The sequence below is a fragment of the Amycolatopsis sp. NBC_00348 genome, from assembly GCF_036114655.1.
Taxonomy (GTDB): Bacteria; Actinomycetota; Actinomycetes; order Mycobacteriales; family Pseudonocardiaceae; genus Amycolatopsis.
This window is the reverse complement of the sequence record NZ_CP107994.1, coordinates 9,391,550-9,411,530: the sequence shown is the minus strand read 5'-3', so window position 1 is coordinate 9,411,530 and position 19,981 is coordinate 9,391,550. Positions and strand designations below refer to the sequence as shown.

Annotated in this window: 18 protein-coding genes; 10 read left to right on the top strand and 8 right to left on the bottom strand. The window is 71.9% G+C overall.

All coding sequences use genetic code 11. The features are described from left to right. Positions 1–10 precede the first annotated feature (10 nt). From OHS58_RS42450 to OHS58_RS42435, 4 genes are all read right to left on the bottom strand, one after another. Positions 11–1,195: a 5-(carboxyamino)imidazole ribonucleotide synthase gene (locus OHS58_RS42450; RefSeq protein WP_328646044.1), complete on the bottom strand. Its 1,185-nt coding sequence runs from the start codon at positions 1,193–1,195 to the stop codon at positions 11–13. Between the two features lie 12 nt (positions 1,196–1,207). Next, positions 1,208–2,404, bottom strand: a complete 1,197-nt coding sequence (locus OHS58_RS42445) for a glycosyltransferase 87 family protein (protein ID WP_328646043.1) — start codon at positions 2,402–2,404, stop codon at positions 1,208–1,210. Beyond that, on the bottom strand, positions 2,379–3,731 hold the full coding sequence (locus OHS58_RS42440; RefSeq protein WP_328646042.1) for a glycosyltransferase 87 family protein: 1,353 nt from the start codon (positions 3,729–3,731) through the stop codon (positions 2,379–2,381). The genes OHS58_RS42445 and OHS58_RS42440 overlap by 26 nt, the downstream gene beginning before the upstream one ends. Before the next feature lie 71 nt (positions 3,732–3,802). Continuing rightward, a complete protein-coding gene (locus OHS58_RS42435; protein WP_326946243.1) occupies positions 3,803–4,651 on the bottom strand; it encodes a GGDEF domain-containing protein in 849 nt (282 codons plus the stop codon). A 268-nt stretch (positions 4,652–4,919) separates the two neighbouring features. Between OHS58_RS42435 and OHS58_RS42430 the strand changes: the two genes are divergently transcribed. The 8 genes from OHS58_RS42430 (at position 4,920) to OHS58_RS42395 (ending at position 12,487) form a co-directional block, all read left to right on the top strand. After that, complete coding sequence (locus tag OHS58_RS42430; RefSeq protein WP_328646041.1) at positions 4,920–7,154, top strand: sigma-70 family RNA polymerase sigma factor; 2,235 nt, start codon at positions 4,920–4,922, stop codon at positions 7,152–7,154. Positions 7,155–7,164: 10 nt separating this feature from the next. Continuing rightward, positions 7,165–7,674, top strand: coding sequence for a GtrA family protein (locus OHS58_RS42425; protein ID WP_326955903.1), 510 nt, complete (start codon positions 7,165–7,167; stop codon positions 7,672–7,674). A gap of 38 nt (positions 7,675–7,712) precedes the next feature. Beyond that, on the top strand, positions 7,713–8,240 hold the full coding sequence (locus OHS58_RS42420) for a GtrA family protein (RefSeq protein ID WP_247060924.1): 528 nt from the start codon (positions 7,713–7,715) through the stop codon (positions 8,238–8,240). Between the two features lie 239 nt (positions 8,241–8,479). Further along, a complete protein-coding gene (locus OHS58_RS42415) occupies positions 8,480–9,838 on the top strand; it encodes an MFS transporter (protein ID WP_442875499.1) in 1,359 nt (452 codons plus the stop codon). Further along, complete coding sequence (locus OHS58_RS42410) at positions 9,835–10,683, top strand: NAD(P)H-binding protein (protein WP_328646040.1); 849 nt, start codon at positions 9,835–9,837, stop codon at positions 10,681–10,683. The genes OHS58_RS42415 and OHS58_RS42410 overlap by 4 nt, the downstream gene beginning before the upstream one ends. Before the next feature lie 19 nt (positions 10,684–10,702). Then, positions 10,703–11,353: a response regulator transcription factor gene (locus OHS58_RS42405; protein WP_328646039.1), complete on the top strand. Its 651-nt coding sequence runs from the start codon at positions 10,703–10,705 to the stop codon at positions 11,351–11,353. A 93-nt stretch (positions 11,354–11,446) separates the two neighbouring features. Further along, entirely contained in the window at positions 11,447–12,079 is a 633-nt protein-coding gene (locus OHS58_RS42400) for a response regulator transcription factor (RefSeq protein ID WP_326946238.1), read from the top strand. A 3-nt stretch (positions 12,080–12,082) separates the two neighbouring features. Next, positions 12,083–12,487, top strand: coding sequence for a Pvc16 family protein (locus OHS58_RS42395; protein WP_328646038.1), 405 nt, complete (start codon positions 12,083–12,085; stop codon positions 12,485–12,487). Here OHS58_RS42395 and OHS58_RS42390 read toward each other — a convergent pair. Both OHS58_RS42390 and OHS58_RS42385 read right to left on the bottom strand, forming a co-directional pair. Continuing rightward, a complete protein-coding gene (locus tag OHS58_RS42390) occupies positions 12,484–13,767 on the bottom strand; it encodes an ATP-binding protein (protein ID WP_326955908.1) in 1,284 nt (427 codons plus the stop codon). The genes OHS58_RS42395 and OHS58_RS42390 overlap by 4 nt on opposite strands. A gap of 3 nt (positions 13,768–13,770) precedes the next feature. After that, complete coding sequence (locus OHS58_RS42385) at positions 13,771–14,466, bottom strand: response regulator transcription factor (RefSeq protein WP_247063947.1); 696 nt, start codon at positions 14,464–14,466, stop codon at positions 13,771–13,773. A 42-nt stretch (positions 14,467–14,508) separates the two neighbouring features. Between OHS58_RS42385 and hisN the strand changes: the two genes are divergently transcribed. Both hisN and OHS58_RS42375 read left to right on the top strand, forming a co-directional pair. Beyond that, positions 14,509–15,294 carry a histidinol-phosphatase gene (hisN, locus tag OHS58_RS42380; protein ID WP_328646037.1) on the top strand — a complete coding sequence of 262 codons (786 nt, stop codon included), beginning with the start codon at positions 14,509–14,511 and terminating at the stop codon, positions 15,292–15,294. 138 nt (positions 15,295–15,432) lie between these two features. Beyond that, positions 15,433–18,681 carry a GH92 family glycosyl hydrolase gene (locus OHS58_RS42375; protein WP_328646036.1) on the top strand — a complete coding sequence of 1,083 codons (3,249 nt, stop codon included), beginning with the start codon at positions 15,433–15,435 and terminating at the stop codon, positions 18,679–18,681. A gap of 63 nt (positions 18,682–18,744) precedes the next feature. On the opposite strand, the gene OHS58_RS42370 is transcribed toward OHS58_RS42375, so the two are convergent. Together OHS58_RS42370 and OHS58_RS42365 are read right to left on the bottom strand one after the other, a co-directional pair. Next, positions 18,745–19,005, bottom strand: coding sequence for a hypothetical protein (locus tag OHS58_RS42370; RefSeq protein ID WP_247060908.1), 261 nt, complete (start codon positions 19,003–19,005; stop codon positions 18,745–18,747). Beyond that, positions 19,002–19,967, bottom strand: a complete 966-nt coding sequence (locus tag OHS58_RS42365) for a TNT domain-containing protein (protein WP_442792258.1) — start codon at positions 19,965–19,967, stop codon at positions 19,002–19,004. Before OHS58_RS42365 ends, OHS58_RS42370 begins: the two co-directional genes overlap by 4 nt. Positions 19,968–19,981 lie beyond the last annotated feature (14 nt).

The window sequence follows — 19,981 nt, the reverse complement described above, 5'->3', positions numbered from 1 at the left end:
AGCTGTTCTCCTAGTGGATCTCGTGGCCGTCGAGCCAGACGGCGTGGGACAGCCAGTGCGCCGCGAGCAGCGCGCGGTTGCGCAGCTCGTCCAGGCGCTCGCCGGTGAAGTTGACGTGCCCGAGCTTGCGGCCCGGCCGCTCCTGCTTGCCGTACAGGTGCACCCGCGCCTCCGGGTACCGCGCGAAGAGGTGGTGCAGCCGCTCGTCCGGCCCCATCTCGGGCAGCACCGACGCGCCCAGCACGTTCGCCATCACGCACGCGGGCGCGACCATGTCGGTGCGGCCCAGCGGGTAGTCGAGCACCGCCCGCAGGTGCTGCTCGAACTGCGAGGTGCGCGAGCCGTCCATCGTCCAGTGCCCGGAGTTGTGCGGGCGCATCGCGAGCTCGTTGACCAGCAGCCCGGTGTCGGTCTCGAACAGCTCGACCGCCAGCAGGCCGGTGACGTCCAGCGTCGACGCGACGCGCAGCGCGAGGTCCTGCGCCTCGTGGACCCGGGCGTCCGAGAGACCCGGCGCCGGGGCGAGGACCTCGGTGTTGATGCCGCCGGTCTGGACGGTCTCGACCACGGGGTACGCCGCGCCCTGGCCGAAGGGCGAGCGGGCGACGAGCGCGGCCAGCTCCCGCCGCATCGCCACCTTCTCCTCGACCAGCAGCGGCGTGCCCGCCGCCAGCAGCTCCGGCACGGTCTCGCGCGCCTGCTGCGCGGTGTCGAGCATCCAGACGCCGCGGCCGTCGTAACCGCCGGTGGACGCCTTGAGCACCACGGGCCAGCCGTGCTCGTCGCCGAACGCCAGCACGTCGTCCACAGTGGACACTTCGGCGAAGGCGGGGCCCGGCACGCCCATGCCGGCCATCATCTCGCGCATCACCAGCTTGTTCTGCGCGAAGCCCAGCGCGGACGGCGCCGGCCGGATGACGTAACCCTCCATCGCCAGCGTCAGCAGGTGCTCACCCGGCACGTGCTCGTGGTCGAACGTGAGCACGTCGACCGAGGCCGCGAACGCCCGCAGCGCCTCGAGATCGGTGTGGTGGCCCTGCACGACGTCGCCGGCGACGAGCCCGGCGGACTCGTTTTCGCCCGCGGCGAGGACGCGCAGTGACTGACCGAGGGAGATCGCCGCCTGGTGGGTCATCCGGGCGAGCTGCCCGCCGCCCACCATGCCCACGACGGGCAGACCGGTGTGTTTGTCCATAGCGACACCAGACTAAACGGTGACCACCTGCGGTGACCGCCGGACCAGCCGTAGCTCACGCGCCGCAAGCCCGAGGATCCCCGCCGCCGCCGCGAGCACGTACGCGTTGCCGAGGACCGAAAGGCCCAGGCCCCAGCCGAACTCCGTGTCACCGCCGTTGGGCACGAGCATCACGATCTGCGAGGCGAACAGCACCGCGACGGCCGCCGCGGCCCAGCGGCGGCCCTTCACCAGCAGCAGCGTGATCAAGGGCACGCACCAGACCCAGTGGTGCGACCACGACACCGGCGACAGCAGCAGCCCGTAGAACGCCGTCACCAGCAGCGCCGCCGCGTCTTCGCCGCGCCGGTGCAGCCGCACCACCAGCCACACCGCGGGCACGGCCAGCACCGCCGCCACCCCGACCGCCACCGCCAGCGACCAGGGCGCGAGTTCCGAAGCCCGGCTGACCAGCCCGTTGAGCGACTGGTTGAAGATCCAGTGCACCGACCCGACCCGGCTCGGGTCGGTCGCCGAATCCCGCCAGAACCGCAGCGCGTCGACCGGGATGACCGCGAACATCACCGCTTCCAGCGCGACGAACGTGCCCAGCGCGCGCAGCCCGTCCTTCCACCGGCCGGTGAAGAACAGGTGCGGCACGAAGATCAGCGGGGTGAGCTTGATCGCCGCCGCCACGCCGATCAGCACGCCCGCCCAGCGCGACCGCCGCGCCGAGAGCACCAGGACGTCCAGCACCACGAACGCCATCAGTATCAAGTTGATCTGACCCAGGAACAGCGTCTTCCACACCGGTTCCAGCGCCAGAGCGGCGGCCGTTCCCGCCGGCAGCGCCCACCACGCGGGTGAGCGCCCCGGCGACGACGAAACCACCGTGATCACGACCATAAGGGCGACCACCGACAAAAACGCGATCACGCCCCAGACCAGGCCGGACGGCACGAGCGCGAACGGCAGGAACAGCGGCGCCGCGGCCGGGGTGTAGGTGAACGGCAGCCGCACCCAGTCGGGCAGCGCGGTCAGCACGTCACGGGTGTAGAGCGGGTCGCCGTGGACCAGCGTCAGCGCGCCGGCCCGGTACACCGCGCTGTCCGCGCCCAGGTGCCACCCGGCCAGCCAGGCGAGGACACCGAACGCGAGGACGAGGAGTGCGAGGACCCCGGCGAGAACCCGGCCGGTGCGGGCCTCAGACGCCGGTGGGGACGTCGACATGCTCGTCGGCCGCCGCCTTCTTCTTCCGGGCCCGCCGCTGCAGGCCCCAGCGCAGCGCCAGCGCCAGCGCGAGCACCACCGGCATCAGGATGTACGCGTCGCCCAGCACGTTCTGCCAGACCGTCCAGTGCAGCTCGACGTTGCGCCCGTTGGGCAGGATCAGCAGCACGCAGCTGACGAACACGAACGCCGCCAGGAACGTCCCGACCCAGCGCTTCCACGCCGTCGCCGGGGTCGTCTTCGGCAGCCGCGACACCAGCAGCACGATCAGCGGGACCACCCACACCCAGTGGTGCGTCCACGAGATCGGCGAGATCAGCAGCGTCCAGAACGCCGTCACCAGCAGCGCGGCCAGCGCCTGGCCCTTGCGGTGGAACCGGATGAGCAGCCACAGGGCCGGGATGGCGAGCAGGAAGCCGATGCCCATGGCCGCCTTCGACGCCCACGGCGCGAGGTCGGTGGCCCGGTTCATCAGCGCGTTCAGGGACTGGTTGCCGGCCCAGTGCACCGGCCCGATCCGGCCAGTGTCGGGCAGCGTGATGGTCCAGTACTTGGCCGCGTCGTGCGCGTTGATCAGGAACATCAGGCCCTGGAGCAGCACGAACGTCGCCAAGCCGCGCAGCGCGTCCTTGCGGCGGCCGGTGATGAACAGGTGGCCGAGGAACACCAGCGGCGTGAGCTTGATCGCCGCCGCGACGCCCACCAGGACGCCGCCCCAGCGACTGCCGCGCGCGCCGATGACCAGCATGTCCAGCAGGATCATGGCCATCAGGATCAGGTTGATCTGGCCGAGGAAGATCGTCCGCCACACCGGCTCGAGGCCGAGGAAGACCAGGAAGAACACGATGGTCGAGCGGGCGGGCGAAGCCCACCAGCGCGGGCCGTCGGCGGCCGGGCGGGGCAGGGCGCCGATCGCGATCCGGATCGAGAGAGCCATCGCGCCCAGCGAGATCGCGGTGATCAGGCCCCAGGAGATCTGCGTCGGGAACGCCGCGAGCGGGACGAAGATCAGCGCCGCCGTCGGCGGGTAGGTGAAGGGCAGCAGCGCCCACCACGGCTCGTTGGCGAGGGTGTTCGAGTCGTAGAGGGAGTCGCCGTGCAGCAGGGTCAGCGCGCCCGCGCGGTAGACCGCGCTGTCCACGCCGAGCACCCAGTCGTGCTGCCAGCCCCAGATGCCGTACCCGATCGCGACCAGCGGGATCACCGACAGGATCAAGATCGACCGCGGGCGCACGGACAGCCGGGCGAGTGACCTCCGCAGGGCCAATCGGTGCGTGGATCTGGCCGCGACTTCGCCGTCGACGTCGGTGGATACGGTCCTGGTCACCGCACCAGGAAATCATGGCGGCCCGGGTCCAGGTCAGAAGGGTCCGGGCGGAACCGGACTTTCCGGGTGTTCTACACCCTCGCGAGGCGCGCCAGCAGGTCGCAGGCCGATTCGTGGGTGGCCGGCAAGCGCACCGCCGAGACGCGCGCCTGACCGGCGTCCGCCAGCTGCGCGTCGACCGACAACCGTTCGTGCAACGCCCTCCTCAGCGCGACGCCGTGGGACGCGACCTTGTCGTCGCGCTGGACGAGCGCGGCGACGACCGACGGCCCGAGCGAGGCGACGCTCTGCCCGCTGTCGAACACCGCCCGCAGGGCGTCCGCGACCAGGATCATCCCGGTCAGCCGCGGGAAACCGGCGACGGTGCTGAGGTCCAGCGAGACGACCAGCAGCATGTGCTCCTCGGCCGCGGGCCGCTCGCGCGCCGCGGCGGCCTGGTAGAGCTCGGCCAGCCGCGTCCGCAGGTAGGCGGCCGAGGGCAGGCCGGTCAGCGGGTCGGTGACCTCGGTGTGCACGAGCTGGTCGGTGGCGACGTCCGCCCAGGCCAGCGCCGTCACCCGGAGCAGCCGGGACGGCGTCGCGTCGACGTCGGGTGAGACGAAGCCGTCACCGACGTGGTCGAGCACCGCGTGCAGCGCGGCCAGGTCGGCGAGGGTTTCGGCGAGTCCCGCGCCCGCCGCCGCACGGGCCCGGGCCAGCCCGGCCAGCGCGATCTCGGCGGCTTCGACGCGGCCCTTGTTGAGCACGGCCGCGCAGACGGCGTCGACCTCGGGCAACGCCCAGTCGCTCGGGAAACGCCAGCCCGCGGCGAGGCTCGCCGTGCGCCAGCGGCCGCGCAGGGCGCGGAGGGTGCGGTCGCGCTCGGCGGTGGACGGAACGTCACCGGGGCCGGAACGCGTACCGGTTGCCGGAACTTCCACAGGCCACCGCCCCTTTCGTCCGGTCCGTGTCGATCTTGCTCGGTGCTTCACGATGAGGACGGTCGACGGAGTACCCCGTGACGGCGTACTCACCAGTTTTGTTAAGAAGCTTTTCTCCGAAGCTCGCGAAGGCCGGGTGATTTTCTTGCGCCGTCGGTGTCTTCACCCCACCACGACGTGACCGCTCGGGGTGGGTCAGTCACACTTGCCTCGTGCCCCGGGCCCGCCTGTAATGGCAGGTCCAGGCCTTAGCCGACCGAGGAGTGCCGTGTCCACCATTCCCGCCGATCTCAGCGGAAAGAGTGACGCCGAGCTGATCGCGGAGGTCCGCGCCGGGAAGATCGCGTCGTACGGCGGTCTGTACGAACGCCACACCGGCGCGGCGCACAACCTCGCCCGTCAGCTGGCCCGCTCGAGCTCCGAGGCCGACGACCTGGTGTCCGAGGCCTTCGCGAAAGTGCTGGACACGCTCCGTGGTGGCAAGGGACCGGATACCGCCTTCCGGGCGTACCTGCTGACCGCCCTTCGCCACACTGCGTACGACCGGACGCGCAAGGAGCGCCGGGTCGACCTCAACGAGGACATGAGCGAGGTCGGCGGAGCCGCGGCCGAGGCGCTGACCGTCCCGTTCTCCGACACCGCCGTCGCCGGGCTCGAGCGGACGATGGCCGCGAAGGCGTTCGCGCGGCTGCCCGAACGCTGGCAGGCCGTGCTCTGGCACACCGAGATCGAGCAGCAGAGCCCGGCCGAGGTCGCGCCGCTGCTGGGGCTGACCGCGAACGGCGTCTCCGCGCTCGCCTACCGCGCCCGTGAGGGCCTGCGGCAGGCGTACCTGCAGGTCCACCTGCAGGAGAACGCCGAGGAACGCTGCCGCGCCTGCGCCGAGCGGCTCGGCGCGTGGACGCGCGACGGGCTGTCCAAGCGGGAACGCGCCCAGGTGGAGTGCCACCTCGACGAGTGCGACAACTGCCGGGCGCTGGCCGCGGAGCTGGCCGACGTCAACGGCGGCCTGCGCGCGATCATCGCCCCGATCGTCCTCGGCGGCGCCGCGCTGGGTTACCTCGCGACCATCGGCGCGGCCAAGGCGAGCGCGGCCACCGCGGCCGCGGCCGGTGCGGCCGCCGCCGGGGCCGCGGCCGCCGGTGGCAAAGCCGGCGCGGCCGCCGGGGCCGCCGCCGCGGGCCCCCGCCAGTTCGCCGGGGTCGCCGCGTCCGGAACGGCGGTCGTCGCGGCCGTCGTCATCGCGCTGACGGCCGGGGGCGGGGCGCAGGACATCCCCGCCGCGGCCCAGGTGCCGCCGCCGATCGTCCAGCCCGTCGTGCCGCCCGCACCGCCGAAACCGGCCCCGCCCGCGCCACCCGCTCCCCCCGCCCCGCCGGCGCCGCCCGCCGCGCCGCCGGTGGAACCCCCGCCCGCACCCGTCGTGCCGCCGCCCGCGCCCGCCCCCGCTCCGGAGCCGGCTCCCACACCGGCGCCGCCCGCGCCGGCCCCGCCGAAGGTGTCCGCGACGACCCCGGCCGACGGCGTCGAATTGCAGCCCGGCGCCGGGCCCGTCAGCCTGCCGATCACCGTGCGCAACGACGGCGGCAGCGTGTCCGAGCCGGTGGTTGCCGCCCTGAAGCTGCCACCGGGCGTGCACGCGGTCGAGTCGGGCGGTGGCGGCGCGCCGATGGCGTTCGCGCAGGACGCGGCCCCGATCTCGGTCAACTGCCCGGGTGGTGAGGGCACGGTGACGTGCAAGACGGGCGCCGGCCTGCAACCCGGCCAGAGCGCCACGCTCAACTTCCGGCTCGAGGCCGACGAGGACGCCACGGGCGGCACGGTGACCGGCTCGGTCACGGCCGGCGTGCAGATCAACGTCGCCGTCAGCGTCAAGGTCACCGTGAAGCAGCCGCCGGACGCCGTGGTCCTGGAAGCCCAGGGCGACGGGCTTTCGGCGTTCCCGTGGACCCGCAACCCGCTGGTCTACGTGCGCGTCCGCAACACCGGCGAGACGACCCGGCCGGTCACGGTCACCTTCGACCACGCGCTCTGGCAGTGGTGGAGCCTGCGCGGCTTCCCGTGCACGCCGACCGCCGACGGCGCGAGCTGCACGACGACCGGCTCGGTGGCGCCCGGCCAGCACGTCAACCTGTGGGCGCGGCTGAAGGGCCGGCCCGACGACGGGCAGGTCACGATCGGCGCGCAGCTCGGCAAGGCGTCGGCCGGACCGGTGACCGTCGACTTCGGCTGCTGGCACCACTGGTGCGGGAAGGACCCGCGGCCGCCGACCACGCCGACGACCACGCCCACTGTGCCTTCTACGTCAGACACGACGACGCCGTCGAAGCCCAAGCCGTCGCACACCCCGTCCAGCACACCGCCGGCGACGAGCGAGCCCGAACCGACAAAAACCCCACCGTCGTCGTCGACGTCCTCAAGCGCCCCACCGGTTCCCGGCAAACCGGGCGACAAGCAGCCGACGGTCACCCCCGAAAGGGCTTTCGGCTGGTTGACCGGGTAGCGTCCGCGCGGTGCGCGAGCTGCTGAAAAAGCATCGCGAGCTCCTCCGCTTCGCCGTTGTCGGCGGGATCAGCTTCGTGATCACGATGTCCGTCAACTACGGCTTGAAGTTCACCGTGCTGCGGACCCACCCGGTCACGGCGCTGATGATCGGCGTCCTGGTCGCGACGATCTTTTCCTACGTCGCCAACCGCGAGTGGTCGTTCCGCACCCGCGGCGGCCGCGAACGCCACCACGAGGCCGCGCTGTTCTTCCTGATCAGCGGGATCGCGCTGGGCCTGAACGCGCTGCCGCAGTGGTTCTCGCGGTACGTCCTGCACCTGCAGGCGCCGCAGCTGTCGCCGTTCGGCGTCGAGGTGGCCGACTTCGTCAGCGGCATCATCATCGGCACCCTGCTCGGCACGGTGTTCCGCTGGTGGGCGTTCAAGAAGTGGGTCTTCCCGGACGAGGACGCCCGCACCGTTGCCGTGGCCGCCGAAGCCGCGGAGGATCCGGACATTCACGGCAGCAAGGCCGCCTGAACCACAGGTCACGGCGGTGTGCTCCTAGACTGGGTCGTGTGACCGTTGTGGAGACCGTGCTCAAGCGCACGCCGGAGCCACTGCGTTCGGTGCTGATCAAGCACCGGGAGCTGCTGAAGTTCGCGATCGTGGGCGGCACGACGTTCGTGGTCGACAACGGCGTCTGGTACTTCCTCAAGCTGAGCGTGCTGGAGTCGAAACCGACCACGGCGAAGGCGATAGCGATCATCGTCGCGACGATCGTGTCGTACATCCTCAACCGCGAGTGGTCGTTCCGCACCCGCGGCGGCCGGGAACGCACCCACGAGGCCGCGCTGTTCTTCGTGATCAGCGGCGTCGCCGTCGTGGTGAACCTGATCCCGCTGTACGTCTCGCGGTACGTGCTGGACCTCGAAGTCCCGCACGTGACGCGGCTGGTGATGGAGGTCGCGGACTTCGCGAGCGGGTCGATCATCGGCATGCTGCTGGCGATGTTCTTCCGCTTCTGGGGCTTCAAGAAGTGGGTCTTCCCGGACGAGCTGGGCGAGCGCCGGCGCGACAACGGCGACGTGACCCGCCTGCGCTGAGCGCTCTCCGAAAAGTACTTGTCTCCTGACATGTAGTTGTCTACAGTCAACTCTGTCAGTGTTCCTTCGTGAGGACGCCGTCCGGGTTCGGCCGGGCGAGCGGGACGATTCGAGGTGGTTTCCGAGCGCGAAGAGGTCGCACCCGTCCGCGGGTGACGATGGAGCCTTTTCCCGACTCGACGGGACGCGTTTTCCGACGCGTCCGGACATCTCTCGTCCCTTCTTCACGAGGACATCCCTTGATCACAACCGCGCCTTCGCGCGCCCAACTGAAACATGTCAAAAAACCGGCCCTCGTCGGGCTGTTCCTGTCCGTTTTCCTCGCGATGCTCGACGCCCAGGTCGTCGCCACCGCGCTGCCGCGGATCGCCGCCGAGTTCGGCGGGACCGGGGCCTACGCCTGGGTCACCACCGCCTACCTGCTCGCCGGGAGCGTCACCGCGCCGCTCTACGGCAAGCTCGGTGACGTCTTCGGGCGCAAACGTGTGCTCCTGGGCGCGCTCGCCCTCTTCCTGCTCGGCTCGCTCGCCTGCGGCCTGGCGCCGTCGGCCGGCCTGCTGGTCGCCGGCCGCGTCCTGCAGGGCGCCGGCTCCGGTGGTCTCTTCGTCTCTGTCGGCGCTTCGCTCGGCGAGATGTTCACGCCTCGCGAAGGCGCGAAGTACTTCGGGTGGTTCTCGATCTGCTTCGCCGTCGCGTCGCTCGCGGGTCCGGTCGTCGGCGGGGTGCTCACCGGCCTGACCGGGTGGCGGTCGATCTTCCTGGTCAACCTGCCGCTCGGGCTGGTCGCCGTCGCCTTGCTGTACCCACTCGACCTGCCGAGACGTCGTCGCGAGGCGCCGTTCGACTTCGCCGGCGTCGCTCTCCTCGGCGTGACGATCACTGGGCTCACCCTGCTCACGCCGTGGTCGATCAGCCTCGGGATCGCGGCGGCCGTCGCCTTCGTGGTCGTCGAACGGCGCGCGAAAGCCCCCGTGCTGCCGTTGCGGCTGTTCCGCGACCGGACGTTCACCGTGGCCGTCCTGCTGAGCGTGCCCGCCGGGTTCGCCTTCCTCGGCTCGATCAACTACATCGCGGTCTTCCTGCAGATCGGCGCGGGTCCGACGGAAGGCGGCCTGCTGCTGGTGCCGATGACGCTCGCCGTGGCCGTCTCGTCCGTTGTCGCCAGTCGGGTCATCGCCCGCACCGGCCACTACCGCTGGGCACCGCGGCTGAGCATGGCGCTCGGCCTGCTCGCGATGCTCGGCCTGACGACGCTGGACGAGCACAGCCCGCTCGCGCTGGTCCTCGGCTGCCTCGTCGTCTTCGGGCTCGCGGCCGGGCTGAACATGCAGGTCCTCGCCGTGGCCACGCAGAACACCGCGCCCCGCGCGGACCTCGGCGCGGTGTCCGCGACCGTCAACCTCGCCCGGGCGCTCGGCTCGACGCTCGGCCCGGTCGCGCTCGGCGCCGTCTTCACCGCCGGCCTGCCCGCCGGTCCCGCCCACGCCTCCCACGGCGTGTTCCTCACCCTGCTGCCCGTGCTCGCGCTCGCCCTCGTCACGGCGTTCGCGCTCCCGCACGTGCCGCTCCGCGACCACCACCAGGAGAAACCCCGATGATCTTCGTCCTCGGCGCCACCGGCAAAGTCGGCCGCGCCCTCGTCCCCGCCCTGCTCGACGCCGGTGCCGCGGTCCGCGCGCTGACGCGTGACCCGGCCAAGGCCCGGATCGACCCGCGCGCCGACGTCGTCCAGGCCGACCTCGACACCGCCGACCTGCCCGCGCTGCTCGACGGCGCGGACCGCGTCTTCGTGCTGACCCAAGGGGCCCACCACGAACCGGCGGTCGCGCAGGCCGCCGCCCGGGCCGGTGCCACCCACCTCGTCAAGCTGTCCACCACCGGTGTCCACTTCGGACAGAAGGATCCGATCACGCTGGCCCACGCCGAAGCCGAGCAGGCCGTGCGCGAAGCCGGTCCGGCGTGGACGATCCTGCGGCCCGGCGCGTTCATGGACAACCGCTTCGCCTGGCTGCGCACGATTCGCGAGGAGAACGCCGTGTACGTGCCCGAAGGCGACCCGGCGTCCGCGCTGGTGCACGTCCGGGACATCGCCGCGGTCGCGACGCTCGCGCTCACGACGTCCGCCCACGAAGGCGCGACCTACGAACTCACCGGCGGCGAGGCGCTTACCACTGAACGGCAGGTCGCGATCCTGTCGGACGCGCTCGGCCGCGAGATCGAGTACGTCGAAGAGCCGGAAAGCGCGGCCCGCGAACGCATGACGCGCATGTACGGCTGGCCCGCCGAAGCCGTCGACGGCTTCTTCGCGCTGAAGCGGGCGTCCGCCGATCGCGAGCACGTCGTCTTCGGCACCGTCGAGCGGCTGCTCGGCCGGCCGCCGCTGACCTTCGCCGGCTGGGCGCGTGAGAACGCGGCCGCGTTCACCTACCATTACCGGGGGTGACGGCGGGGAGGTGAGGCGGGTGGCCGGCGGCTTGCGCGTCCTCGTCGTGGACGACCACCCGCTGTTCCGCTTCGGCGTGTGCACGCTGCTGGCCAACGAGCCCGACATCGAGGTCGCGGGCGAGGCGGCGAGCGGCGCGAACGCGATCAGCGCGGCCGCGGCGCTGCGCCCGGACGTCGTGGTGATGGACCTGCACCTGCCCGACCTGTCCGGGATCCAGGCGACCCGGCACATCGTGGCCGAGCGCCCGGACGCCGGCGTGCTGATGCTGACGATGGCCGACGAAAGCGAGTCGGTCTTCGCGGCGATGCGCGCCGGCGCCCGCGGTTACCTGCTCAAGGACGCCGAGCCGGACGAGATCGTGCGGGCCGTGCGCGCGGTGGCGCGCGGCGAGGCGATCTTCGGGCCCGACATCGCCAACCGCGTCCTCGGCTTCTTCAGCCGGCCGCCGCCGGTCAGCGACCCGGTGTTCCCGGAGCTGACCGGGCGCGAGCGCGAAGTGCTCTCGCTGATCGCGGCCGGGCACAACAACGGCGTCATCGCGAACATGCTGTGCCTGAGCCCGAAAACGGTGCGCAACCACATCTCGAACGTCTTCGCCAAGCTGCACGTCGCGGACCGGGCCGAAGCGATCGTCCGGGCCCGCGAAGCCGGCCTCGGGCTCCCCTGACCCGGGCGACAATCGGGACACCGGTCCCATGCGCCCGGGACACCCCGGCGGGCAGGCTGGAGGGCCTGCACCGTGCGAGGGGAATGGGGGGCGATGTTCGAATCCGACCGGACGCCGGTGGTGGTGCGTGCCACCGATCCGATCCTGCACAACGGCGTCTGCGTGGCGCTGCGTTCGCGTGCCGACGTCCGGGTGGTGGACGGGGACCCGGCGGCGTCGGCCGGGGTCGCGCTGCTGGTCGCCGACCGGCTCGACGAGCCGATGACCCGGCTGCTGTCCGCGCTGCACCACCAGGGCTTCACCCGGATCGTGCTGGTCGCGGGCGAGGTCGACGACAACGAGGTCCTGGGCGCCGTCGAGCACGGCGTCTGCGCGGTCGCCCGCCGCGCCGACGCCGGCCCGGAGGTGCTCGTCCGGCTGATCAAGGCCGCCGCGGCCGGCGAGGGCGCCCTGCCGCCGGACCTGCTCGGCCGGCTGCTGAACCGGGTGTCCCGCCTGCAGCGCCAGGTGCTCGAGCCGCGCGGCCTGTCCGCGGGCGGCATGAGCAACCGCGAGACGGAGGTGCTGCGCCTGGTCGCGGCCGGGTATTCGACGCAGGAGATCGCCGACCGGCTGAGCTACTCGCAGCGCACGGTGAAGAGCATCCTGCACGACGTGACCAACCGGTTCCAGCTGCGCAACCGGTCGCACGCGGTCGCCTACGCCCTCCGCGAAGGGCTGATCTGACCCATGATCGCCCAGGTCGACGACGCCTTGTGCCGGCTGCTGCGACCCTGCCTGCCCGCGGGGACGCAGATCCGGCTCGATCCGCCGAAACCGACCTGGCAGACGGAGTCGCAGGTGCGGAGCGTGGAGCTGTTCCTCTTCGCGCTGCGCGACGCCGTCGGGGCGGAAGAAGAGAGGGAGGGGAAGCGCGCGGCCCGGCGCTGCGCGCTTTCCTACCTCGTCACCGCGCGGGCCGGGGCGGTCCGCGAGGAACACGACCTGCTCGACGCCGCGCTGAACGCCGTCCTCAGCGCCGAATCGCCGCTGCGGGTGGAGCTGGGCGCGACCGATCCGGCCCAGCTGTGGACGAGCCTCGGCATGCCCGCACGAGCCGGGTTCGTCCTGCTCGTGACGGCCGACATCGGTTAACGCGGGACGCGCTCGGCGGGCCAGCGCACCTCGGGGACGTCGCTCGGCTTGGGGACCTTGAGGAACAGGCTGAACACGGCCGGACGGCGGTTCGACAGCTCCAGCCGGCCGCCGTCGGCCTCGACCAGGGCCCGGGCCAGCGCCAGCCCGACGCCGGTGGAGCCGCCGCCGGAGAAACCGCGTTCGAAGATGTGCGGGGCGAGCTCGTCGGGGACGCCGGAGCCGGTGTCGCTGACCTCGACGACCACCGTGCCCTCGGCGTCGCCGCGGCGGGCGACCACGCTCACCGTGCCCGATCCGTGGCGCAGCGCGTTGTCCAGCAGGACGCCGATGACCTCGCGCAGGCGCCCGGGCGTGGCCCGCGCCATCAGGCCGTCGGCGACGCGCATCCGCAGGTTGCGGCCCTCCGAGCGGAGCAGCTCGCGCCACTCCTGCGCCATCTTGGGCAGCTGGTTCGGCAGGTCGACGGGTTCGGCGCCGACCTCACGCGCGGCGCGCGCGGCCGCCAGCAGCCCTTCGAGCGCCTCGGCGAGCCTGTCCGCCTGCTCCTGGGCCGCCTTCGACTCGTCGGCCACTTCGCCGTCCGGGTGGACGGTGAGCGGTTCGAGCCGCAGCTGCAACGCCGTCAGCCGGCTGCGCAGCTGGTGCGAGACGTCCCCGACCAGCTGCCGTTCCCGCTGGACGAGCTGGGCGAGCGCGGTGCCGGACGCGTCCAGTGCCTCGGCGACCATGTCGAGCTCGCCGACGCCGTAGCGGCTGGGGTCGGGCCGGAAGTCGCCGCCGCCGAGCCGGGACGCGCGTTCGGCGACGTGCCGCAGCGGCTTGGCCAGCCGCCGCGCCGTCACCAGCGCCACCACCGCGCCGGTGGTGATCGACAGCAGCACCAGCAGGATGACGACGAGCGTCACCGTCGTCTGCCGCTCGTGCATCGGGCCGGCCGGGACGGCGATCTCGACCTTGCCGTCGCGGGCCAGGTCGGCCGTCTCGGTGACGGTGTCGGGGCCCGGGTCGCTGCCGTAGCGCTTCTCGATCTGGTTGCTGGCGCGGACGGTCAGCAGGCCGTTGACCGGGACCGCGGCCCGCACCTGGTCGAGGTCGATGTCCTGGCCGTTCGCGATCTCGGTGTCGAGGATCGCCGCCGCGGCGCGCGCGTTTTCCGCGAGCGTCTCGCGGTAGCTCGACTCGATCTGCCAGCTCGCCACGATGCCCAGCGGGATGCCGAGCACCGCCGCGGTGACCGCGACGGCGAGGAGGATGGCCAGCAGGATGCGGCGGCGCACGGCTTATTCGGCGTTGAAGCGGAAGCCGACGCCGCGGACCGTGGCGATCCGCCGCTCGCCGTCGTGGGTCTTGCTGGTGCGCCCGGCGGCCTCGTCGGCGGCGATGGCGAGCTTCCGCCGCAGCCACGACATGTGCATGTCGAGCGTCTTGGACGTCTTCGACTCGAGGTCGTTCCACACCTCGGCGAGGATCTCGTCGCGGCTGACGACCTGCCCGGCGCGGGTCATCAGGACGCGCAGCAGCTCGAACTCCTTGTTCGCCAGCTGCACCTCGTGCAGGTCGACGGTCACGAGCCGGGCGCCGAGGTCCATCCGGACCCCGCCGGCCTCGAGCACCTCGGGCACCCGGCGGCGCAGCAGCGCGCGGATCCGGGCGAGCAGCTCGGCCAGCCGGAACGGCTTGGCGACGTAGTCGTCGGCCCCCGCGTCGAGGCCGACGACGAAGTCGACCTCGTCCGTGCGGGCCGTGAGCATCAGGACGGGCAGCTCGGTGCCGTTGGCCCGGAGGCGCCGGCAGACCTCCAGCCCGTCCATCCCGGGCAGCCCCAGGTCCAGGACGAGCAGGTCGACGCGCTGGGCGGCGGTGGCGTCGAGCACCGAAGGGCCGTCGGTGACGACGTGGATCTCGTATCCCTCACGTTCGAGGGCGCGGGAGAGCGGTTCGGCGATAGCCGGATCGTCTTCGGCGAGTAGGACCATGCTCACCTGGCCAACTCTACGGCGGGGAGGCGTGAAACCATCGTGACCGTGCCTGGCTACGGAGATGATCTGGCCCTCGCCACCCGGCTGGCTGACGCCGCCGACGCGATCACGACGGCGCGTTTCCGCGCCCTGGACCTGAGGGTGGAGCGCAAACCCGACCGCACCCCGGTGACCGACGCGGACACCGCCGTCGAAGACGCGATCCGCGCGGTGCTGGCGGCGGAGCGGCCGGAAGACGCCGTGCTCGGCGAGGAGCGCGGCGGCTCGGCCGCGACCGGCCGGGCCTGGGTGCTCGACCCGATCGACGGCACCAAGAACTTCCTGCGGGGTGTACCCGTTTGGGCGACCCTGATCGCCCTGGTGGTCGACGGCGATCCGGTCGTCGGCCTGATCAGCGCGCCCCTGCTGGGCCGCCGCTGGTGGGCGGCTACGGGTTCGGGAGCGTTCTCTTCGGACTCTGCCGGGACCCGGCAGCTGTCGGTTTCCGGCGTTTCCTCCCTTTCGGACGCCTACGTGTCCACCACGGACGTGAACTCGTGGCGTGAGTACCACTCGCGTGAGAAGTACCTGGAGCTGCTCGACGCGTGCTGGGAGTCCCGCGCGTTCGGCGACTTCTGGCAGCACGTCCTGGTCGCGGAGGGCGCGATGGACGTCGCCGCCGAGTGCATCGTGAACCCCTGGGACGTCGCGGCGGCGCAGGTGATCGTCACGGAAGCGGGCGGCCGCTTCTCGGACCTGGACGGCGCGGGCCGCTACGACAACGGAAGCGCACTCTCGACGAACGGCCTCCTGCACGACGACGTACTGGGGATCCTCAAGCGTTGACGGGATAGGCCGCTTGGCGGGCACTTCTTGACCGGCCTGAACCGCCGGTGATTCACTCCCAGTGCTCGCCGGGTCACCCCTGCTTTCTGACAACGTTGTCAGCCCCTGCGGTGACCCGCTCACCCCGGGAGGAAGAGCATGCGCAGAGTCGTCACCGCGGCTTTGATCGTTCCCCTCATCACAGCCGTGGCCACCCCCGCCTACGCCGAGCCCGACCACGCCGAGGACCTCGCCGCCTACGTCAATCCCTTCGTCGGTGCCAAGGCCGGCGACACCCCCGAGACCAACACCTACGCCGGCGACACCTTCCCCGGCGCCGACGTCCCCTTCGGCATGGTCCAGTGGAGCCCCGACACGCCCCTGCAGCCCAAGCCGCCCGCCGGGCAGGGCCGGTACTACGCCCGCGATCGCGACGGCGGTTACGCCTGGGAAGAGAACAAGCTCCGCGGCTTCAGCCTCACCCACTTCAACGGCGCCGGCTGCGGCGGCGCGGCCGGTGACATCCCGTTCCTGCCGTTCGCGGGCACCATCACGACGTCGCCCGCCGTCGACGCCACCCGGTACTTCCCCACCTTCAGCCACGCCGACGAGTCCGCGTCCCCCGGCTATTACAAGGTCACCACCGGCTCCGGCATCACCACCGAGCTGACCGCGACGCAGCGCTCCGGCCTCGGCCGGTTCACCTTCCCGAAGAACTCCCCCGCGACGCTCCTGATCGACGTCGCCCAGTCCGCGATGGGCAGCGACGACGCGTCCGTGACCGTCGACCCGGCCACGCGGACCGTCGAAGGCTGGGTGTCGAGCGGGCACTTCTGCCGCGGCCCCAACACCTACAAGGTCTATTTCACCGCCTCCTTCGACCAGCCGTTCACGACGTCCGGCACCTGGCAGAACGCCGCCGTGACGCCGGGTGCGACCACCGCCCGCGGCGGCGACCTGAGCAAGGACACCTGGGACAAGCAGGTCGTCACCCCCGACGGCGGCGCGGGTGCCTACCTGAGCTTCGACCCGGCCAAGCCGGTGCAGGTCCGCGTCGGACTGTCCTATGTGGACGCCAACGGCGCGCGGCTCAACGCGAAGACCGAGCAGCGCCAGGACTCCTTCGACACCGTCAAGGCCAAGGCCCGCCAGAGCTGGAACGCGCGCCTGAACCAGATCGCCGTCGAAGGCGGCGCGGACGCGGCCACGCGCACCTTCTACACCGCGCTCTACCACACCCTCCTGCAGCCGAACGTCTTCTCCGATGTGGACGGTCGCTACCCCGGATTCGACAAGGCGATCCACCGCGCGAAACCGGGCCACGCGCAGTACGCGAACTTCTCCGGCTGGGACACCTACCGCGACGAGGTCCAGCTGCTCTCGATGCTCGCGCCGCACGTGGCCGCCGACATGGCGCAGTCCATGCTCAACCAGGCGAACCAGGCCGGCGGCGTCTGGGACCGCTGGTCGCAGAACAACGACTTCATGGGCGTGATGGGCGGCGACCCGTACCACTCGATCATCGCCAGCACGTACGCCTTCGGCGCCACGGACTTCGACGCCGCGCAGGCGTTGAAGTCGATGGTCACCGGCGCCACCCGCGTCCAGCAGGCCGGTGAACGCGCCCTCGAACGCCCCGGTCTGTCCGACTACCAGACACTGGGCTACCACCCGAACAACGTCTCCGACATGCTCGAAGACACGACCGCCGACTTCGGCATCGCGCAGCTGGCGCAGCGGCTCGGCCAGCAGAACACCTACCAGCAGTTCATGACCCGCGCGCAGTACTGGGAGAACGTCTACAACCCGGCCACCGGCTACCTGCAGACCCGGATGCGCGACGGCCAGTTCCTGTCGCCGTTCGATCCCGCGGAGTACCAGGAAATGCGCTACCAGGAAGGGAACGCGGCGCAGTACACGTGGATGGTGCCGTACAACGTCCGCGGCCTCTTCGACGCGATGGGCGGCGACGACGCCGTCAAGAAGCGCCTCGACTTCTTCTTCACCAAGCTGAACAGCGACGCCAGTTCGCCGTACGCGTTCATGTCGAACGAGCCGTCGTTCGAGGTGCCGTGGGAGTACGCCTACGCGGGCGCGCCGTCGAAGACGCAGGACATCGTGCGCCGCTCGGCGGAGCTGCTGTTCAAGCCGACGGAGGACGGCCTGCCCGGCAACGACGACCTCGGCGCGACGTCGGCGTGGTACGTCTTCGCCGCGCTCGGCATGTACCCGGAGGCGCCCGGGCGCGCCGAGATGGTGCTGGCCAGCCCGATGTTCCCGAAGATCACGCTCACCCGGGCGACCGGGCAGCGGCTCACGATCACCGCGCCCGGCGCGTCCAGCTCGGTGAAGTACGTGAAGAGCCTGAAGGTGAACGGGAAGGCGAGCACGAAGCCGTGGCTGCCGGAGTCGTTCGCGGTGAACGGCGGCCGGCTGGACTTCACGCTCGGCGCGTCGCCGACGTCGTGGGGTTCCGGCGCTTCGGACGCTCCGCCGTCCTTCCGCGACGGCGAGGTGCCGGTGCGCGGCCGCGTCGGCCCGGGCCGGATCGTCGTCGCGCCCGGTGGTGCGGCGACGGCGGCGTCCGTGACGGCGGAGGGCATCACCGGGTCGGGCCAGCTGACCTGGCACGCCAGGCCGCCGGCCGGGATCACCGTGACGCCGTCGAGCGGGACGCTCACGGTGGGCGCTCACGGCACGGCGTCGCAGCAGGTGAAGGTCACCGCCGCGGCCGGGACGCCGGACGCCTACGCGAGCGTGCCGGTGGAGTTCGGCGGGCAGCTGCCGTCGTACCTGCCGGTGACCGTCGGGAAGCCGGGGACGCTGCAGGCGGCGAACACGAACGTCGGCGTCACGGACGACCGGTTCGTCCAGTACGGCGACTTCGGCGAGACCGACCTCTACCCCGGCCAGTTCGCCTATTCAGCCCAGGGCCTGGCCAAGAGCGGCGTCAAGCCGGGCGAGAAGGTGCGGGAGTTCACCTGGCCGTCGAGCCCGGCCGGCTCACCGGACAACGTGATCGCCGCGGGGCAAACGCTTGCGGTCCAGGCTCCGGCGGGCGCGACGAAGCTGTCGTTCCTCGGCTCGGCGACCGGCGGTGACGCGCAGGGCAGCGTGACCGTCACCTACACCGACGGCTCGACGCAGCAGGGCGCGCTGGGCCTGTCGGAGTGGCTGCTCCAGGGCGGCACGGAGACCCCGCAGTTCGGGAACACCGTCGTCGCGCAGGTGCCGTACGTGAACTCGGCGTTCCCGCGGTACATGTTCCGGCTGTCGCGGCCGTACACGTCGTACCTGTTCGCGACGGCGCCGATCGCCCTGGACCCGGCCAAGCAGGTCCGCGGCATCACCCTGCCGACGTCCACCGGCGCCGGCGCCGCGCACGTCTTCACCTACGCCGTGTCCTGAGCCCAAAGCCGTGAATGCCACATTGAGGGACCAAGTGTCCCTCAATGTGGCATTCACGGACTTCTACTTGCCCGGCAGCAGGCCGACGGCGCCGCGGGCGACCTGCGCCCAGGCCAGCCGGCCGAAGAGGTAGTGGCACGCGACCTGTTCGCTGGTGAACCGGGCCCAGTCGTAGCGGTTGCCCTGTTCGCGCCAGAACACCTCCCACGCCCCGTCTTCGCCCTGCATCAGGCACCAGGCGTTGTCGACCTCGGCGCCGAGCGAGACGACCTCGGTCGGCACCCCCAGCACGCCGAGCCAGCGCTGGATCGACTGCGTGTTCATGCGTCCTCCCCCTTGGCCTCGGCCAGGTAGCCGAGGGTGACGAGTTCGTCCGCTCCCAGCAGGGCCCGGTACCGGGTGCCACCGCCGACCTGACCGAACCAGTGCGCCGATTCCGAGCGCCACATGGGCACCTTGCGCACGACGACGTACCGCCGGTACTCGGCGTCGCGCGTGCCCGGTGGCAGCGAGCGTTCCCCGAACGGGGTGCCGTCGGCGGCGAAAACGCGCCCGTACGCCGGTCCGAAGCGGTCGAGCACGGTGTCGACCGGGACCATCACCGGCACCGCGCGGTACAGGCTGCCGTCGGGGTACTGCTCACCCGGCGGCCAGGCGTACTCGGGCCCGAGCGGGCCGTCGCCGAGGACGAACCGGCGGATCCACACGGCCTGCGTCGCGTGCGCGTACGGCACGTAGTCCGCGGTGACGTACCGCGGGACCGGCAGCGGCGCCGCGGTCGGCGACCGGCGAAACCCGGCGGTGACGTTGGTGAGGGCCTGGTCGTCGAAGATCAGCCGGGCGTCCGGGTGGTCGTTGGGCGGGAAGCCGTCCGGGTCGTCGGGCAGCGGCAGCTGCAACGCGGGCTTGTCCATCGCGATCGGCAGGTGCCCGATCGGGAACATGTGGACCAGGAACAGCGCGACGACGCTTTCCCGTTCCGTGCGCGGCGAGCCGAGCGGCGGCAGCGGCGTGGGCGAGCCCGGGCTCATCGGTGGGCCCGCGACCGGCGGTGGCGGGCCGGCGGGTGCCGGCGGGGCCGGGGGCAGCGGGTACGGCGGCAGCAGCGGCGACACCGCGTGCGGCCACGGCGCGGGGCTGCCCGAAGGTGGCGTCGGCGCCTCTTCGAACGCGCCCGAGTCCGTCAGGCCGTAGCCGGGCAGCTGGATCGGCCCGGTATCCAGGTCCGGGTCGAGGTCGACCTCGACCGGCTCGGAGCCCGCCTCGGAAGGCTCGGTCACACCCATCCTCCGGCTCGGTC

What these genes read in the sequence shown, in the direction of transcription:
- OHS58_RS42370 (WP_247060908.1), bottom strand. Translation starts at nt 19,005, where the DNA reads ATGAACACGCAGTCGATCCAGCGCTGGCTCGGCGTGCTGGGGGTGCCG.
- OHS58_RS42395 (WP_328646038.1), top strand. Translation starts at nt 12,083, where the DNA reads ATGATCGCCCAGGTCGACGACGCCTTGTGCCGGCTGCTGCGACCCTGC.
- OHS58_RS42450 (WP_328646044.1), bottom strand. Translation starts at nt 1,195, where the DNA reads ATGGACAAACACACCGGTCTGCCCGTCGTGGGCATGGTGGGCGGCGGG.
- OHS58_RS42365 (WP_442792258.1), bottom strand. Translation starts at nt 19,967, where the DNA reads ATGGGTGTGACCGAGCCTTCCGAGGCGGGCTCCGAGCCGGTCGAGGTC.
- OHS58_RS42375 (WP_328646036.1), top strand. Translation starts at nt 15,433, where the DNA reads ATGCGCAGAGTCGTCACCGCGGCTTTGATCGTTCCCCTCATCACAGCC.
- OHS58_RS42385 (WP_247063947.1), bottom strand. Translation starts at nt 14,466, where the DNA reads ATGGTCCTACTCGCCGAAGACGATCCGGCTATCGCCGAACCGCTCTCC.
- OHS58_RS42400 (WP_326946238.1), top strand. Translation starts at nt 11,447, where the DNA reads ATGTTCGAATCCGACCGGACGCCGGTGGTGGTGCGTGCCACCGATCCG.
- OHS58_RS42410 (WP_328646040.1), top strand. Translation starts at nt 9,835, where the DNA reads ATGATCTTCGTCCTCGGCGCCACCGGCAAAGTCGGCCGCGCCCTCGTC.
- OHS58_RS42445 (WP_328646043.1), bottom strand. Translation starts at nt 2,404, where the DNA reads ATGTCGACGTCCCCACCGGCGTCTGAGGCCCGCACCGGCCGGGTTCTC.